Raw genomic sequence first — 14,660 nt, forward strand, 5'->3', positions numbered from 1 at the left:
CGTTAGAAGAGTGTACGTAATCTACACATAGCCCTTCAAAAGTAAAGTTCTTAATTTTTAATGACTTAAGTGAAATTTTAGCGGTCGGGAAGTTGCCCTCTCCCAGAGGGGAGAGGGGCATTTTCAGCGGGCGCTGACCCGCCAGATGGCGTTGCCGGCATCGTCGGCAATCAACACGCCGCCTTGCTTATCCATTGCCAGCCCGACCGGTAAGCCGCGCACCTGCTTCTGGTCGTCGGTGAGAAAACCGGTTACCACCGGCAGCGGTTGCCCGACCGGTTTGCCGTTTTCAAATTTCACCCATACCACTTGATAACCATTGAGCGGTTTGCGGTTCCAGCTCCCGTGCTCGCTGACAAAGGCGCCGCCGCGGTATTGCGGCATATTGTCGCCGGTATAGAACAGCAGGCCGAGCGGTGCAACGTGAGAGCTCAGGGCGTAATCGGGTTTGATCGCCTGTTGTACCAGATCCGGGCGCTGCGGTTTCACGCGCTCATCGACATGCTGACCAAAGTAGCTGTACGGCCAGCCGTAGAAACCTTTCTCCTGTACCGAAGTCATGTAATCCGGTACCAGATCGGAGCCGATCTCATCGCGTTCGTTGACGATAGCCCACAGTGCGCCGCTTTCTGGCTCCCACTGTAAACCTGTCGGGTTACGCAGGCCGCTGGCGTAAATGCGGCTGGCTCCGCTGGCAGCATCCACTTCCAGCACCGCAGCGCGGCGATACTCTGCGCCAATGCCGTTTTCGGTGATGTTGCTGTTGGAGCCGACGCCGACATACAACTTGCTGCCGTCGGGGCTGGCGAGCAGGGATTTGGTCCAGTGGTGGTTAATCGGCCCGCCAGGCAGCTCAGTGACGGTTTCTCCCGGCGCGCGGATAGTGGTTTCCCCTTCCTGATAGGGGAATTTCACCAGGCTGTCGGCGTTGGCAACCCACAGTTCATTGCCGATCAACTGCATACCAAACGGCGAGTGCAGGTTCTCAATAAAGGTGTGTTTCTGCCATTTGCCGTCGACATTGCGTAGCAGGGTAATGCGATTGCCGCCGGGGCCGCCTTTACCGGAAGCCTGTTGTACTACGCCCATAATCAACTGCTTAGGGCGGGTGGTCGGTTTCGCCGGGCCGTTAGCTTCGGCGACCAGAATATCGTTATTGGGCAGTACATAGACCTGGCGCGGGTGTTGCAGGCCGTCTGCCACTTTTTCAATCTTCAGCCCCTGCGGGACTTTGGGCATTTGCCCGTCCTGCCACGGCACGCCTTCTGGCACCTGCATGGGCGGCATCAGGAAGTTTTGCGCTTTTGGCAGTTCCGGTTGTGGGCCAACCTGTTTAACCGGATCGATTGTCGCGCCCTGGTCACAGCCAGCAAGTAAGGCGGTGAAGATGAGCGCGGCCAGTGTATGTCGGGACATTTTCATGCGATTTCTCCTTTCCCGACGCGCGTGCGAACGGCGAGCTGAACGTTAGCTATCAACAGCAAAACCACCACTATTGTGGAGAGAATGACACCGAGCGGCACCACGGCGTAGGCATCACGGCTGTGCACAAAGGCATTCACAATTGCCAGTACCACGGCAACCAGCCAGAGCCAGAAATGGATTTTGACCGCGGGCGTGGCGAGATGGCGCTGGGTAAAGCACACCTGCACCAGGCTGATTAACCGCGGCACAGTGGCTATTACCAGGCCGATGGCGATAAGCCAGCTTGCCGCGTCGGTCCACATTATCTGGAAAGATTTGAGATAGAGAATATCGAAGATCCACGCGGCCACGAAAAAGCCGAGGGGGATGGGGTTTAACAGTTCGTAGAGTGCAACGGCGACCCGCGATTGTCCGGAGTAAGTTTGCATTGGTCTTCCTTAATTGAGAAATAATCGGGAAGTGACCACGACTCAAGCCACAGAACATGCCTGATAAAGGGTAGACAAAATAATCCGTAGCGGGCGTTTTGTATGGTGCGCAATATGATTTGCGGCTGTTAGCGCTTGCCCATCTTAATAAGCTGCTCTTTTTTAAACACCAGACACAGCCCGGTCACATCGGCCAGGGCTTGGCGTTTCTGCTCGTCATAGTCGGGTGAGGCAAACACGTATTTCAGGCTTTCATGATACGCGGCGGTGACATTTGGCGGGCAGACCAGCCGCACGCTACCAAAAGAGAACAGGGTGACGCCGTCGAAACGGTGGAAGTTGCCATCGGCGGTTTTCTGATAGCGCCATTCCCTCGACGAGAATGCTTCCTGCGGATACACCGTTGTGCTGACGGCATAATTGTAGGGCTGGGTATCGATAATGCCGGTTATTTTCACCGTAAAGTTGATAAGCAGGGCGGGAATAACCGGTAAAAACACCGACAGTACCATCAGCAAGCCAATGGCGGTGCCGCCGACGCAGGCCGCCTGTTTCAGCAAGCTCCACTGCCTGTCGGCTTTGATATACACCACGCCCGGTAGTAACGAGGTGAACAGCACGATGGCGCTGAGCATCAGCGTATCAAGTAACTGCGAGCGGTCATCGGCACCGGGCAGAAAGGTCAGGTTGTGCATCATCAGCGACAGCGGGAAAACATACACCCAGGAGAGCACGCCCAGAATAAACGGCGTCCCCAGATGCATACGGAGATTAAAAAAGAAGCTGTCTTTCTCATCCATATAGCGGGTGCGCTGCTGCACGACTTTGCGGTTCAACAGCAGGCTCAGGATAATACACACCGGACTGACTGCGAGGATAAGCCCGGTCATCTCCCACTGGTTAAAGGTATTCACCGGGAAAAACCACGAAACGGTCAGCAATATAAAGCTGGCGAGGTACGTCGAGATAAACAGGATTAGAATGTACTTATTTTTAATTTTTTGATAATCGCTGTAATTGCTCACTTCCCGTTTTATTACCAGCGCGGCATAAAATGATGGGGTGTAATAAACTACGCAAAACAGCAGCGTACTGATAATAAACGCGACACCAGTAAGCGAAAACAGATCCCGGAAATTCACGGTTTCCATAAAGATATCCTGGCGGGAGATCCGTAACAGATGGCCCCAAATAACCCCGTAAGCAATGATTAGCGCGGCGGCGGGTATCGCCACTTTCATCAGTTTGGTTATTCTGCTTTGCGTTTCTTCTGTTGTCGCCATTTCCCCTCCCTGTAAAACGGCCAGTTAAACGGGTTGTTTGCGCATCGTCAATCACCAGAAATGGTCGGTGGCTCGAGAGTTGATTAACGCTGTTATCCTGGAATGGGAGGCAAATCCGGCTCTATGTCTCAGTAACATTATCCTGCGAAGGAGATATTGCGGGGGGTTATTCTTAGTCTGGTGATGCCAAAACTCAGCATACTGAATGTCGATATGACTGCTTTTGGCTTTAACCACATTTCCAATTCGATAATTAATAAAAGGCTCCACGAAAGAGCCTTACTATTTTACGCCAGGCGCGGATATCCATCCGCAATATTATCCCCGGTAAACTGCGCAACCCATCCTTCGGGATTATCGAAAATCCTGATGGCGGTGAAGTTCGGTTCCGATCCTATATCAAACCAGTGTGGCGTTCCCGCAGGCACCGAAATCAGGTCGCTTTTTTCGCACAGCACCTGGTAGACTTCGTTGCCGATATGCAGACAGAACAGCCCGGCACCTTCAACAAAGAAACGCACTTCGTCTTCGCCGTGGGTGTGTTCGTTAAGAAACTTCGCGCGCAGCGTCTCTTTTTGCGGGTTATCGGCGCGCAGGCTGATCACATCCCAGCTTTGATAGCCTTTCTCGGCCACCAGCTTATCGATGGCGTGCTGATAGGCGTTGATCACCGTCTCTGGCGTCGGGTTTGCGCCCAAATCGCGGTCCGCTTGCCAGCGCTCGAAACGCACACCTTTGGCATTCAGTTGCTGCTGGATCTCGTGGGCGTCGGTGCTGTGCCACACCGGTGTGCGGGCATCTTTATCGGTATAAATCGTCAGTGCGCTCATGAAGGGATCTGCTCCGGCTTAATGGTGCTGAAAGAGTTAACCTGGTGATGATGACTGGCTGCGTCATCATCATCGCGAATCAATTGGATCGTGCGAAAGCCCGCTTCTTCGGCGGCGTCCAGCTCCTGATGAATATCGGAGAGGAATAGAATGGAAGAGGGCGGCAGACCAAGTTGTGTGGCGATATTGCGATAAGATTGCACCTCGCGTTTCGCGCCAACCAGCGTGTCGAAATATCCGCTAAACAAATGAGTAATATCACCTTCGTCGCTATAGCCAAATAACAGTTTTTGCGCCGCCACCGAGCCAGAGGAATATACATACAGATCAATGCCCTGCGCCTTCCAGTTTTCCAGCGCGGGCAGCACGTCCGGGTAAAGGTGGCCGGTAAAATCACCATTTACATAACCGTCGCGCCAGATAATGCCCTGCAACGCTTTCAGCGCCGTTGATTTGCGGTCTTCATCCATAAAGGCGAACAGCACGTCGATAAGCTCGGCGGTGCTGGCGTTCGGCTGAGCAATCTCTTCACGCAGATTATGCAGAATGGTGCTGACGGGCTCTTTATATTGTTCCGCCTGAACAAACCCCGCCAGCCGCTCGCGAGCGTAGGGGAACAGAACGTTATGGACAAAGCGGATATCGCTGGTGGTGCCTTCAATATCGGTGACAATCGCGCGGATCATAATTTCTCCAGCAGGCGGCGCTGCATCTCGCATTCAAATAAAAACTCCAGCCCTTCCAGATGGCGGCGGGCTTCGGCGACATCACGCCCCCAGCAGGTCAACCCGTGGCCGCGCAGCAGAAAACCATAGCGTAATGGGTGCGATTCTGCATACGTTGCAATGCGTTTTGCCAGCACATCGATATCCTGATCGTTATCGAAAATCGCGACCGGCACGGTGTCCAGGTGGGTAGTTTGCCCGCTGAGGGATTTTTGCATCTCATAGCCGCTCAGGTGCAGTTCAGCGGATTTTTCCACGCGCGACAGCACGGTGGCGTTAACGGTATGCACATGCAAAACCGCATTGGCTTCGGGATAGAGACGGTAAATCAGCGTATGCAGGCCGGTTTCGGCGGAGGGTTTACGCCCGGACGGCGCATGGCTGTCGGCAATCGATACCTGTAAAAAATCGTCCGGCGTCAGGCTGCCTTTATCTTTGCCGGATTCGCTCAGCCAGCACCACTGGGCGTTCTCGCGCATGGACATATTGCCGCCGGTCGCCGGTGCCCAGCCTTTCGCGCCAATCCAGTGGCAGGCAGAAACAAGTTGAAGGAGTTGCAGGTTGGCGGTCATCGCGCTTCCTTATCAGGAATAGTGTTATCGTATAGACGTCTAAGCGTCTTGATTGCCAAATACTAGCATCGTGTTATAGTGACGGCAATCCGAGTATTACCAGCAGGCACGTAACGATGAGTAATAACCCTTTGATTCCACAGAGTAAACTTCCCGCATTAGGCACCACCATCTTCACGCAAATGAGCGCGCTCGCCCAGCAGCACCAGGCCATAAACCTCTCGCAGGGTTTCCCGGATTTTGACGGCCCGCGTTATTTGCAGGAACGTCTGGCTTACCACGTGGCGCAAGGGGCGAATCAATACGCACCGATGACCGGCGTGCAGGCGCTGCGTGAAGCCATTGCCGATAAAACCGCCGCGCTGTATGGCCACAAACCGGACGTGAATAGCGACATTACCGTTACCGCCGGGGCGACGGAAGCGTTATACGCGGCGATTACTGCGCTGGTGCGCCAGGGCGATGAAGTTATCTGTTTCGATCCGAGCTACGACAGCTACGCGCCTGCGGTCGAGCTTTCTGGTGGTGTGCTTAAGCGCATTGCGTTGCAACCGCCGCACTTTCGTGTGGACTGGCAGGCCTTCGCCGCGCTGCTCAGCGATCGCACCCGGCTGGTAATTTTGAACACGCCGCATAACCCGTCGGCGAGCGTCTGGTATAAAGAAGATTTTGCCGCGCTGTGGCAGGCGATTGCCGAACGTGAAATCTATGTGCTGAGCGATGAAGTGTACGAGCACATCTGTTTTGCCGAAGCGGGACATGCCAGCGTGCTGGCGCATCCGCACCTGCGCGAGCGGGCGGTTGCCGTGTCGTCGTTTGGCAAAACCTATCATATGACCGGCTGGAAAGTGGGATATTGCATTGCACCTGCGGCCATCAGCGCGGAACTGCGCAAAGTGCATCAGTACTTAACCTTTGCGGTGAACACCCCGGCGCAACTGGCGCTGGCGGATATGCTGCGCGCCGAGCCGCAACATTATCGCGAGTTACCGGCATTTTACCGCGCCCGTCGTGATGTACTGGTGAATGCGCTCAGTCACAGCAAGCTGGAGATTTTGCCCTGCGAAGGGACTTATTTCCTGCTGGCGGATTACAGCGCAATTTCCGATCTTGATGACGTTAGTTTCTGCCAGTGGCTGACCAAAGAGGTGGGCGTGGCGGCGATCCCGCTGTCGGTGTTCTGCGCCGATCCCTTCCCGCACAAGCTGATTCGCCTGTGTTTTGCTAAGCAGGAATCGACGCTGCTGGCGGCGGCTGAACGCCTGTGTAAGCTGTAAGCCGGTGACGGCGGTGCCTGGCTGCGCCGCCGCTTATTTCTCGCCCATGATCGTTTTCAGCTTTTCTGCATCCGGCAAGCCCACTTCCTGCTGCAACGCGTTCTCTTCATTCATGTAGTAAATCGCCGGTGTCGCATTGGCCCCCAGATCGTCCATGATTTTCTGATTAATATTCAGCGATTTCATGATTTCCGGTGGGATCGTTTTTGGCAGCGCCAGCGCCATTTTGCCGTTCGATTGTTCATAGTCGTGCCAGCTTTTCGCCGGATCTTTCGCGCTCAGAATGGCCGCTGCCGCTGCCGGGCTTTCCGGTTTGATTACACCCACCATTAACGTGCGCACCTGCACTTTGCCGGATGCAACCCACGGGCGCGCCTGCTGCCAGAACTGTTTGCAGTACGGGCAATAGGGATCGGCAAACACATACACCACGCGCGGCGCCTCTTTTTTGCCATCCAGGATCCAGTCGGCTTTTCCCATCCGTTGCCACAGTTCGCGCCCGGCCGGAGCATAGATCTCTTGGTTGATCATTTTTTCGCTCAGGTTGGTGCCTGCTTCGTCGTACATATAGCCGGAAATAGCGTGCTTGCCGTCGGGCGTGAGGTAAATGGTGACGCCCATTTCCTGATATTTGCCAAGGTAGCCTTTCATACCGCCTGGCGCGTCAAAGGATTTAATGATGGTGATGCCTTGCTTTTCAATGGCTTTTACCGGCGCGGGCAGCTCTTCAGCATGCAGGGTCAGCGGGAGCAATGTCAGCATTAGCAGGCGCTTAAGCATAAAAATCCTTATAGAATCAGTGGTTAAATTTAACAAAGGTCAAACCTATTACAGCCATAGGCAAGACTCGGGTAATAAAGATTGTCGCAGGGCGTCGGGGATGGTGTAATCAACGCTGCTTGAAATCCTTCAGGTGATGAGCGCATCGCACAGCCAACGCGCTGGCACTGAAGTCATCCGCGGGTATTTCAGATATTGAGGCCACCCGTTTCGGTGGCCTTTTTACTTTTGGCGAATGTTCACAAAGTTGTTCGTTTTGGGTTGTTAGCTAACGCTTATTGATTTGATAATGCAAACGCATTAGCCCTGGCAAGGAAACTTCGTTAACTTACACCCCAACGAAAACACGGAGGAAGTATAGATGTCCTTAATTAATACCAAGATCAAACCTTTCAAAAACCAGGCGTTCAAAAACGGCGAATTCATCGAAGTAACCGAGAAAGATACCGAAGGCCGCTGGAGCGTCTTCTTCTTCTACCCGGCTGACTTCACCTTCGTATGCCCGACCGAACTGGGCGACGTGGCTGACCACTACGAAGAACTGCAAAAACTGGGCGTAGACGTTTACTCTGTTTCTACCGACACCCACTTCACGCACAAAGCATGGCACAGCAGCTCTGAAACCATCGCGAAAATCAAATACGCGATGATCGGCGACCCGACTGGTGCCCTGACCCGTAACTTTGAAAACATGCGTGAAGACGAAGGTCTGGCAGATCGCGGTACCTTTATCGTTGACCCGCAGGGCATCATCCAGGCTATCGAAGTGACCGCTGAAGGCATCGGCCGTGACGCGTCTGACCTGCTGCGTAAAGTGAAAGCGGCTCAGTACGTTGCTTCTCACCCAGGCGAAGTTTGCCCGGCTAAATGGAAAGAAGGCGAAGCGACTCTGGCTCCTTCTCTCGACCTGGTTGGCAAAATCTAAATTTCCGGCGGCGCAATGCTTACAGAGGCCTGCGAAATGTAGGCCGGGTAAGCGTAGCGCCACCCGGCGTGAAACGGGTGCAATGCACCCGTTTTTCTTCCACACACCATGATTCAAGTTGCATCCAGGCGGCTCCAATGAGGCAGCTTGCATGATGATGTTTTAAGAGAAGGATAACGACATGCTCGACACCACAATGAAAACCCAGCTCAAGGCTTACCTTGAGAAACTGACTAAACCTGTTGAGTTGATTGCTACGCTGGATGACAGCGCGAAATCAGCAGAAATCAAAGAACTGCTGGGTGAAATCGCTGAACTGTCTGACAAGGTTTCTTTTAAAGAAGACAACAGCCTGGCGGTGCGTAAACCGTCGTTCCTGATAACTAACCCGGGCGCGAATAACGGCCCGCGTTTTGCCGGTTCCCCGCTGGGTCACGAATTTACTTCACTGGTACTGGCGCTGCTGTGGACCGGTGGTCATCCGTCAAAAGAAGCGCAGGCGCTGCTTGAACAGATTCGCTCTCTCGACGGTGATTTTGAGTTTGAAACTTACTACTCGCTCTCTTGCCATAACTGCCCGGACGTGGTGCAGGCGCTGAACCTGATGGCCGTGCTGAACCCGCGTATTAAGCACACGGCGATTGATGGCGGCACCTTCCAGAACGAAATTACCGATCGCAACGTAATGGGCGTTCCGGCGGTGTTCGTTAACGGTCAGGAATTCGGCCAGGGTCGTATGACGCTGACGGAAATCGTCGCCAAAATCGATACTGGCGCTGAAAAACGTGCGGCAGAAGAGCTGAACAAACGTGACGCCTACGACGTATTGATCGTGGGTTCCGGCCCGGCGGGCGCGGCAGCATCGGTTTACTCTGCGCGTAAAGGCATTCGTACCGGTCTGATGGGCGAACGTTTTGGCGGCCAGGTGCTGGATACCGTGGATATCGAAAACTACATTTCGGTGCCGAAAACGGAAGGTCAGCAATTTGCCGGCGCGCTGAAAGCGCACGTGGCGGATTACGATGTGGATGTGATTGACAGCCAGAGCGCCAGCAAACTGGTGCCGGCAGCGGTTGAAGGCGGTCTGCATCAGATTGAAACTGCCTCTGGCGCCGTGCTGAAAGCGCGTACCGTTATCATTGCGACCGGTGCAAAATGGCGCAACATGAACGTGCCTGGTGAGGATCAGTATCGCACCAAAGGTGTGACCTACTGCCCGCACTGCGACGGCCCGCTGTTTAAAGGCAAACGCGTGGCGGTGATCGGTGGCGGTAACTCCGGCGTGGAAGCGGCTATCGATCTTGCCGGGATTGTTGAGCACGTTACGCTGCTGGAATTCGCCCCAGAGATGAAAGCAGACCAGGTGTTGCAGGATAAAGTGCGCAGCCTGAACAATGTCAACATTGTGCTGAATGCGCAAACCACCGAAGTGAAGGGCGACGGCAGCAAAGTGACCGGCCTTGAGTATCGCGACCGTGTCAGCGGTGATATTCATCAGGTGGAACTGGCGGGGATTTTCGTCCAGATTGGTCTGCTGCCGAACACCACCTGGCTGGAAGGCGCAATTGAGCGCAACCGCATGGGCGAAATCATTATCGATGCCAAGTGCGAAACCAGCGTAAAAGGTGTGTTCGCGGCGGGCGACTGCACCACGGTGCCGTACAAACAGATCATTATTGCTACCGGTGAAGGTGCAAAAGCGTCTTTGAGCGCGTTTGATTACCTGATCCGTACCAAAATCGCATAATTCAAAACAGTAAGACGACATCTGCAAATAACAAAAGCTGCCGAAAGGCAGCTTTTTTTTGCCCGGATGGCGCTAACGCAATTTACCTCACTACCAACATTTACCTCACTACCAACACTGGAATATTCGCGTGGCGCACCACGCTTGAGGCATTGGAGCCGAGCAAATGTGTCGTAATTGACGGGTTGCGTGAGGCGATCACCACCATATCTGCATGCAACTCTTCGCCCAACTCATTCACCATATCGCGCACGCTACCGAAACGAACGTGCGTGTGAATACGGGAAGGATCGATGCTGAAATGGCTCTTCATGGTATTCAGGCGCGTTTGCGCCTCCTGTTGCAGATGCTCTTCGAAACGGCGCAAATCGGCGGCGAAACGGTGCAGGCTCAGGTTGGCGGAGGCGGGTAAAACATGCAGTAAATGAATAACGCCTTCGCTCTGCGCGAGGAATTCAGCGTGACGCACGGCTTTATCGCTTAACTCCATTTCGAAAACATCGACCGGCATAATGATTGTCTGATACATAAACGCTTCTCCCTGTAGGTTATGTCAACAGAATTGAAGCACAAAGCGCGGGGTTTTTTTGCTGCCTGGCTGGCAAATCCAGAGAATGGATAAGAAACGGAAAGAGGATGCGGGCGCATCCTCTGCAAAACAAAGCAGGGCCGGGCTCAGAGCATAAAATCGCCTGCCGCTTCGGGCTGGTACAACAACTCCAGCACTTCGAGATCGGTGGTGGTACCACCTGGCAATGTCCAGTGAATGGTATTGCCAACGCGTAAACCTAACAGCGCCGCGCCGACCGGAGCCAGCACCGACAGCTGGGTTGCGCTGTCCGTCATCTGCGTCGGATAGACCAGTGTACGCACGCGCACTTCACCGCTTTTCAGCTCACGGAATTTCACCGTGCTGTTCATTGTCACCACATCTTGCGGCATTGTTTCTGGCGCGCACATCTGGGCGCGATCCAGTTCTTCATTTAACGCATCCGCGACCGGGAGGCTGGCATGAGCGGGCTGCTCAAGCAAACGGTCGAGGCGCTCGGCGTCTCGCTCATTAATAATAATGGCAGGTCTGGACATCTCTTACTCCATGTCATTTGATTGATCCAAAGAAAAACCCTCGCCGTCTGGCAGCGAGGGTTTGTCTACAGGGGATGATACTGACCAGGTCGCATACTGTGAAGTGACCCGGCGCACATTTGCCGGAATTCGGACTCTCAGTAACCTGCGCTGTCGAGAATAAAGCGATCGCCGCAGTTACCGGGATGCGGCTGGGGCAGAAGCGATCGCCCGGTGAGCGGCGCGTTAATCGTATCGGCTTTAATCGCCATCTGCATTTCGGTCAGAAACGCCGGATTGCCGCTGCACGTCAATTTCACCGCTTTAACACTCTGTGGGCCATAGGCTTGTGCGACGGCAGTATCAAACGCGGCCCGGCTAATAGTCTTACCGTAGTTATTGGCGAGAAATACGCCCAAAGAGCTCTGTTTGATTTCCGTATTCAGGCGCACCATTGCGCCAAAATAATCATCGGGATCAAAACCAAAGCAGACCCCGTGCTTGGCGTATTCATACCGCTCCAGACAGGAATTGCCGCCGGAACCCGGCATCACACCGTTCAGTTTGTTGGCAATCTCCAGCGATAAACCGGTTTCCGCCGCTGCACATTTCTGGCTGACTTTCGCTTCCGGCATATTTGGAATGGGGCGAGTGGCGCAGCCGAAGCGCATCCAGCGCCGCTCATCAACACCGCGCGTAGCAATTGATTTTGGCAAGCCCGGCCACAGGCCATGCACGGTCAGGTTATCGGCTTTATCCGCTGGTGCCTTTTGCAGACGGCACTCTTCCGGTTCGCTGCGCGTTTTGTCATGCATGCTCTGGCAAAAACCGGTTTGCCATGAAAGCGCCAGAACATAGCGATCAAAGTCGCCAAATTGTTTCGGCTGGAGGGGCGCAGCATGGGCAGAGGTGAGAAGAAGTGCGGCAATGCACACGCTAATGGGGAGTCCCTTTTTAAACATTTCTATTCCTGATGGATGAGTCCGGATAATTGCCATAGGTTATTAAAGCATAAAAAAAGCGCCGGGCTGGCGCTTTTTCATCGCAGCGCTGGCACGCGGAATTAATGTCCTGCCACACCCGGCACCAGGATTTCAGTGGCGACAATCACCACGATCAGGCCAATCACCACCGGCACCGAGGTGCGTTTAACGACTTCAAATGGCGAGATATTTGCCATCCCCGCCACGGCGACCACCACACCGGAAACCGGTGAAATCGTGCGGCCAAGGTTCGAAGCTTGCAGCATCGGAATCGACAAATAAGCAGGATTGATGCCGGATTCATGCGCCAGTTTCGGGATCATCTCAACGAAAGCATAAAACGGTGCGTTACCGGAACCGGTGGTCATTGCCGCCAGCATGGTGAGAATAACCAGCACCAGCATCAGAATAATGCTCGCCGAACCGAACGAAGTGGCAATCGAAATCAGGCTCTGGATAAAGCCAATGGTGCTCAACCCCTGGGCAAAAACGCCTGCGGCCACTAACAGCATCACCACGCCAGCGAAGGCGTCAGCCATTCCGCGCCAGGCCACATCCAGCCCGGAAAAGACATTTTGCAGGTTAAAACCACGTAAAAACTCCAGCACAGCGGCGATCAGCATGCAAATCACCAGCAGGGTGATGATATGCAGCTCCGGGCCCCATTTACCGTCGAAAATCAGCACGCCGATGATCGGCGTAAACGGCAGAATGGCGTAAAACGTCGGCGCGCGGGTGGTGATGTCTTTCACATCCAGTATTTCGCTGACGATATTCTCTTTCTTATCCAGATAGCGTTGCCAGAAAAAGTGTGCGATCGCCATGGCAACAATCGCCGCGATAGAAATGGGCAGCGTCGTTTTGAAGGCGAAATCAACCAGCGGCATTTCCGCCGCTTTGGCGGCCAGCACCACATCGCCGGACGTGGGGGAGAGAATAATCGCCGCTGGCGAGGCGCAGATGGCCGCCGCCGCACCGCGACTGATACCAACATTGACCATCACCGGGAACAGCGTTGCCATCAGCAGCACACCAAGGCCGGTTGCCGACGAAACGGCCAGTGACATCAGGCAGGCGACAAAATAGGCGGCGATCATTAACAGATAAGGCGAGTTAATAAAACGTAACGGGCGCGAAGCCAGCTTGACCACCATATCGTTTGCGCCGATATGCGTCATATAAGCGGCAAAACCGCACAGCATCATGATCATCATGCCGAGATCGCCGCCGCGACTCATCAGCAAAATTTTTACGTATTCGACAATATCGGTGGCGCTATAGCCGGTGCTGGTGGCGCTGCCCGGTAATATTTTGTGGCCCATAAAAGCGCTAACAATTAATAACGCCAGGCCGCCGACAAACAGCACGCCGGTAGCGGAGTAGCCTTTGATGATGTAGCGGGCGACGCCGACAATTACCACTACGCCGATCGACAGTTCAATCAGTGTTGAAATCATGTTTTGGGTCCCGGAGGTTGACCTGAAAGATAAATAACTAAAAAAACCAGCAACGCAATGTGCCGAATAATGCCGCATTCGTAGATGATTAAAATCAACAAAGCGGTGCGTTGAGAGCATGATCTTGTGAAATTGTTATCATCCACCAAAATAATCGCAGATTAATCGATAATTGCCGGCAATAGAAAATGATAATTATGTTTTGTTAATGATAATGCCAGGTTAATTATTTTGCGCTTTCTGGTTTCAATTAAATGCCGAGCGTAAATTCGTTAAAAAAGTCTTTAAAAATAAAAAAGGTGCTGCTTATACTCGCCGTTACTTTCCTTTCACCCATGGCGATGTTATGCACGCAGCCTGGCTTTACCGATTGCGCTTTATTAAGCGGCATTTATTAATGCTGCTGATAGCATTTGGTTGGCTGCTATTCCAGAGTCAGGTGGCGATTGCCTCCCACGACTGCGATTTGCCTGTACAGGGTGAAAGTATGCTGGTTCAGCATATGAACCATATGTCGATGGGTGATAACGCGCCGCAGACACACGCCATGAAAACGCCGCTGTGCGAAAAACATTGCGTGCCGGATCTGGTGCAGAAAGATACGTATCACCCTTCATTGGTGGCGCTGCCTGTCACGCTGACGCTGGCTGTCGCCGAACCTGTTTGCTCGTCCGTCTCTCACGATGGTTGGGCGTTAACGCCACCCGCCGCAGGCCCGCCGGCAACGATCCGTTTTTGCCGGTTCCGGGAATAGATAACTGTTAACGCATTGAATTGAATTTCATTTCATTAATGTTTAACAGGAGTCTTATTATGCGTTCTTATCTTCTCTGCATGCTCTCTGGCGTGCTGCTTTTCTCCTTCTCTGCGGCCCAGGCGCAAGAGATGCATACAATGCACGGCATGCACGATATGTCCGGGCATGCGGCGATGCAAAACCCGGTTTATCAAAGCCAGGGCACCATCAAAAAAATCAACCCGGATGCGATCTCCATCGCCCATCAGGCTATTCCTGCGCTGAACTGGCCGCCGATGACCATGCAATTTGCCGTTGCACCGGGGAATCAACTGCCGAAAGTAAACGTGGGTGACAAAGTCAGCTTCACGTTCAGCCAAAGCGAGAATGGCTACACGCTCGTTTCATTGACGCCACAGCCGTAACC

At 53.6% G+C, this 14,660-nt stretch carries 16 protein-coding genes; 5 read left to right on the top strand and 11 right to left on the bottom strand.

Features of this window, described 5'->3' with window-relative positions; all coding sequences use genetic code 11:
- Nucleotides 1-123 precede the first annotated feature (123 nt).
- The 6 genes from Q5705_10580 to Q5705_10605 all read right to left on the bottom strand — a co-directional run bounded on the left by Q5705_10580 (nt 124) and on the right by Q5705_10605 (nt 5,263).
- A complete protein-coding gene (locus Q5705_10580) occupies nt 124-1,422 on the bottom strand; it encodes a sorbosone dehydrogenase family protein (GenBank protein ID WLI75058.1) in 1,299 nt (432 codons plus the stop codon).
- Nucleotides 1,419-1,853: a hypothetical protein gene (locus tag Q5705_10585; GenBank protein ID WLI75059.1), complete on the bottom strand. Its 435-nt coding sequence runs from the start codon at nt 1,851-1,853 to the stop codon at nt 1,419-1,421. Before Q5705_10585 ends, Q5705_10580 begins: the two co-directional genes overlap by 4 nt.
- Before the next feature lie 128 nt (nt 1,854-1,981).
- Nucleotides 1,982-3,136, bottom strand: a complete 1,155-nt coding sequence (locus Q5705_10590) for a hypothetical protein (GenBank protein ID WLI75060.1) — start codon at nt 3,134-3,136, stop codon at nt 1,982-1,984.
- Between the two features lie 287 nt (nt 3,137-3,423).
- A complete protein-coding gene (locus Q5705_10595) occupies nt 3,424-3,966 on the bottom strand; it encodes an acireductone dioxygenase (GenBank protein WLI75061.1) in 543 nt (180 codons plus the stop codon).
- Nucleotides 3,963-4,652, bottom strand: a complete 690-nt coding sequence (gene mtnC / locus Q5705_10600) for an acireductone synthase (GenBank protein ID WLI75062.1) — start codon at nt 4,650-4,652, stop codon at nt 3,963-3,965. Before mtnC ends, Q5705_10595 begins: the two co-directional genes overlap by 4 nt.
- A complete protein-coding gene (locus Q5705_10605) occupies nt 4,649-5,263 on the bottom strand; it encodes a methylthioribulose 1-phosphate dehydratase (GenBank protein ID WLI75063.1) in 615 nt (204 codons plus the stop codon). The genes mtnC and Q5705_10605 overlap by 4 nt, the downstream gene beginning before the upstream one ends.
- Nucleotides 5,264-5,379: 116 nt before the next feature.
- Between Q5705_10605 and Q5705_10610 the strand changes: the two genes are divergently transcribed.
- Entirely contained in the window at nt 5,380-6,540 is a 1,161-nt protein-coding gene (locus tag Q5705_10610) for a pyridoxal phosphate-dependent aminotransferase (protein ID WLI75064.1), read from the top strand.
- A gap of 33 nt (nt 6,541-6,573) precedes the next feature.
- Here the strand turns inward: Q5705_10610 and dsbG are convergent, their stop codons facing one another.
- Nucleotides 6,574-7,320, bottom strand: coding sequence for a thiol:disulfide interchange protein DsbG (gene dsbG / locus Q5705_10615; protein ID WLI75065.1), 747 nt, complete (start codon nt 7,318-7,320; stop codon nt 6,574-6,576).
- Between the two features lie 361 nt (nt 7,321-7,681).
- Here dsbG and ahpC point away from each other — a divergent pair, with 361 nt between their 5' ends.
- Both ahpC and ahpF read left to right on the top strand, forming a co-directional pair.
- Nucleotides 7,682-8,245, top strand: a complete 564-nt coding sequence (ahpC, locus tag Q5705_10620; protein WLI75066.1) for an alkyl hydroperoxide reductase subunit C — start codon at nt 7,682-7,684, stop codon at nt 8,243-8,245.
- A gap of 181 nt (nt 8,246-8,426) precedes the next feature.
- A complete protein-coding gene (ahpF, locus tag Q5705_10625; protein WLI75067.1) occupies nt 8,427-9,992 on the top strand; it encodes an alkyl hydroperoxide reductase subunit F in 1,566 nt (521 codons plus the stop codon).
- A 100-nt stretch (nt 9,993-10,092) separates the two neighbouring features.
- Here the strand turns inward: ahpF and uspG are convergent, their stop codons facing one another.
- From uspG to dcuC, 4 genes are all read right to left on the bottom strand, one after another.
- Nucleotides 10,093-10,521, bottom strand: coding sequence for a universal stress protein UspG (gene uspG, locus Q5705_10630; protein WLI75068.1), 429 nt, complete (start codon nt 10,519-10,521; stop codon nt 10,093-10,095).
- A 146-nt stretch (nt 10,522-10,667) separates the two neighbouring features.
- On the bottom strand, nt 10,668-11,078 hold the full coding sequence (rnk, locus tag Q5705_10635; GenBank protein ID WLI75069.1) for a nucleoside diphosphate kinase regulator: 411 nt from the start codon (nt 11,076-11,078) through the stop codon (nt 10,668-10,670).
- A 137-nt stretch (nt 11,079-11,215) separates the two neighbouring features.
- Nucleotides 11,216-12,019, bottom strand: a complete 804-nt coding sequence (gene rna / locus Q5705_10640; protein WLI75070.1) for a ribonuclease I — start codon at nt 12,017-12,019, stop codon at nt 11,216-11,218.
- 101 nt (nt 12,020-12,120) lie between these two features.
- On the bottom strand, nt 12,121-13,494 hold the full coding sequence (dcuC, locus tag Q5705_10645) for an anaerobic C4-dicarboxylate transporter DcuC (GenBank protein WLI79010.1): 1,374 nt from the start codon (nt 13,492-13,494) through the stop codon (nt 12,121-12,123).
- Between the two features lie 349 nt (nt 13,495-13,843).
- Here dcuC and Q5705_10650 point away from each other — a divergent pair, with 349 nt between their 5' ends.
- Nucleotides 13,844-14,251 (top strand): DUF2946 domain-containing protein, encoded by a 408-nt coding sequence (locus tag Q5705_10650; GenBank protein ID WLI75071.1) that lies wholly within the window; start codon nt 13,844-13,846, stop codon nt 14,249-14,251.
- Nucleotides 14,252-14,310: 59 nt separating this feature from the next.
- Nucleotides 14,311-14,658: a copper-binding protein gene (locus Q5705_10655; GenBank protein WLI75072.1), complete on the top strand. Its 348-nt coding sequence runs from the start codon at nt 14,311-14,313 to the stop codon at nt 14,656-14,658.
- Nucleotides 14,659-14,660: the final 2 nt, after the last annotated feature.

It is taken from the genome of Kosakonia sp. H02, from assembly GCA_030704225.1.
Taxonomy (GTDB): Bacteria; Pseudomonadota; Gammaproteobacteria; order Enterobacterales; family Enterobacteriaceae; genus Kosakonia.

Excerpts from the sequence above, each read along its gene's own strand:
- ahpC (WLI75066.1), top strand. The coding sequence starts at position 7,682 with ATGTCCTTAATTAATACCAAGATCAAACCTTTCAAAAACCAGGCGTTC.
- rna (WLI75070.1), bottom strand. The coding sequence starts at position 12,019 with ATGTTTAAAAAGGGACTCCCCATTAGCGTGTGCATTGCCGCACTTCTT.
- Q5705_10650 (WLI75071.1), top strand. The coding sequence starts at position 13,844 with ATGCACGCAGCCTGGCTTTACCGATTGCGCTTTATTAAGCGGCATTTA.
- Q5705_10605 (WLI75063.1), bottom strand. The coding sequence starts at position 5,263 with ATGACCGCCAACCTGCAACTCCTTCAACTTGTTTCTGCCTGCCACTGG.
- uspG (WLI75068.1), bottom strand. The coding sequence starts at position 10,521 with ATGTATCAGACAATCATTATGCCGGTCGATGTTTTCGAAATGGAGTTA.
- Q5705_10655 (WLI75072.1), top strand. The coding sequence starts at position 14,311 with ATGCGTTCTTATCTTCTCTGCATGCTCTCTGGCGTGCTGCTTTTCTCC.
- Q5705_10610 (WLI75064.1), top strand. The coding sequence starts at position 5,380 with ATGAGTAATAACCCTTTGATTCCACAGAGTAAACTTCCCGCATTAGGC.
- Q5705_10585 (WLI75059.1), bottom strand. The coding sequence starts at position 1,853 with ATGCAAACTTACTCCGGACAATCGCGGGTCGCCGTTGCACTCTACGAA.
- rnk (WLI75069.1), bottom strand. The coding sequence starts at position 11,078 with ATGTCCAGACCTGCCATTATTATTAATGAGCGAGACGCCGAGCGCCTC.
- mtnC (WLI75062.1), bottom strand. The coding sequence starts at position 4,652 with ATGATCCGCGCGATTGTCACCGATATTGAAGGCACCACCAGCGATATC.
- Q5705_10595 (WLI75061.1), bottom strand. The coding sequence starts at position 3,966 with ATGAGCGCACTGACGATTTATACCGATAAAGATGCCCGCACACCGGTG.
- ahpF (WLI75067.1), top strand. The coding sequence starts at position 8,427 with ATGCTCGACACCACAATGAAAACCCAGCTCAAGGCTTACCTTGAGAAA.
- Q5705_10580 (WLI75058.1), bottom strand. The coding sequence starts at position 1,422 with ATGAAAATGTCCCGACATACACTGGCCGCGCTCATCTTCACCGCCTTA.
- dsbG (WLI75065.1), bottom strand. The coding sequence starts at position 7,320 with ATGCTTAAGCGCCTGCTAATGCTGACATTGCTCCCGCTGACCCTGCAT.
- Q5705_10590 (WLI75060.1), bottom strand. The coding sequence starts at position 3,136 with ATGGCGACAACAGAAGAAACGCAAAGCAGAATAACCAAACTGATGAAA.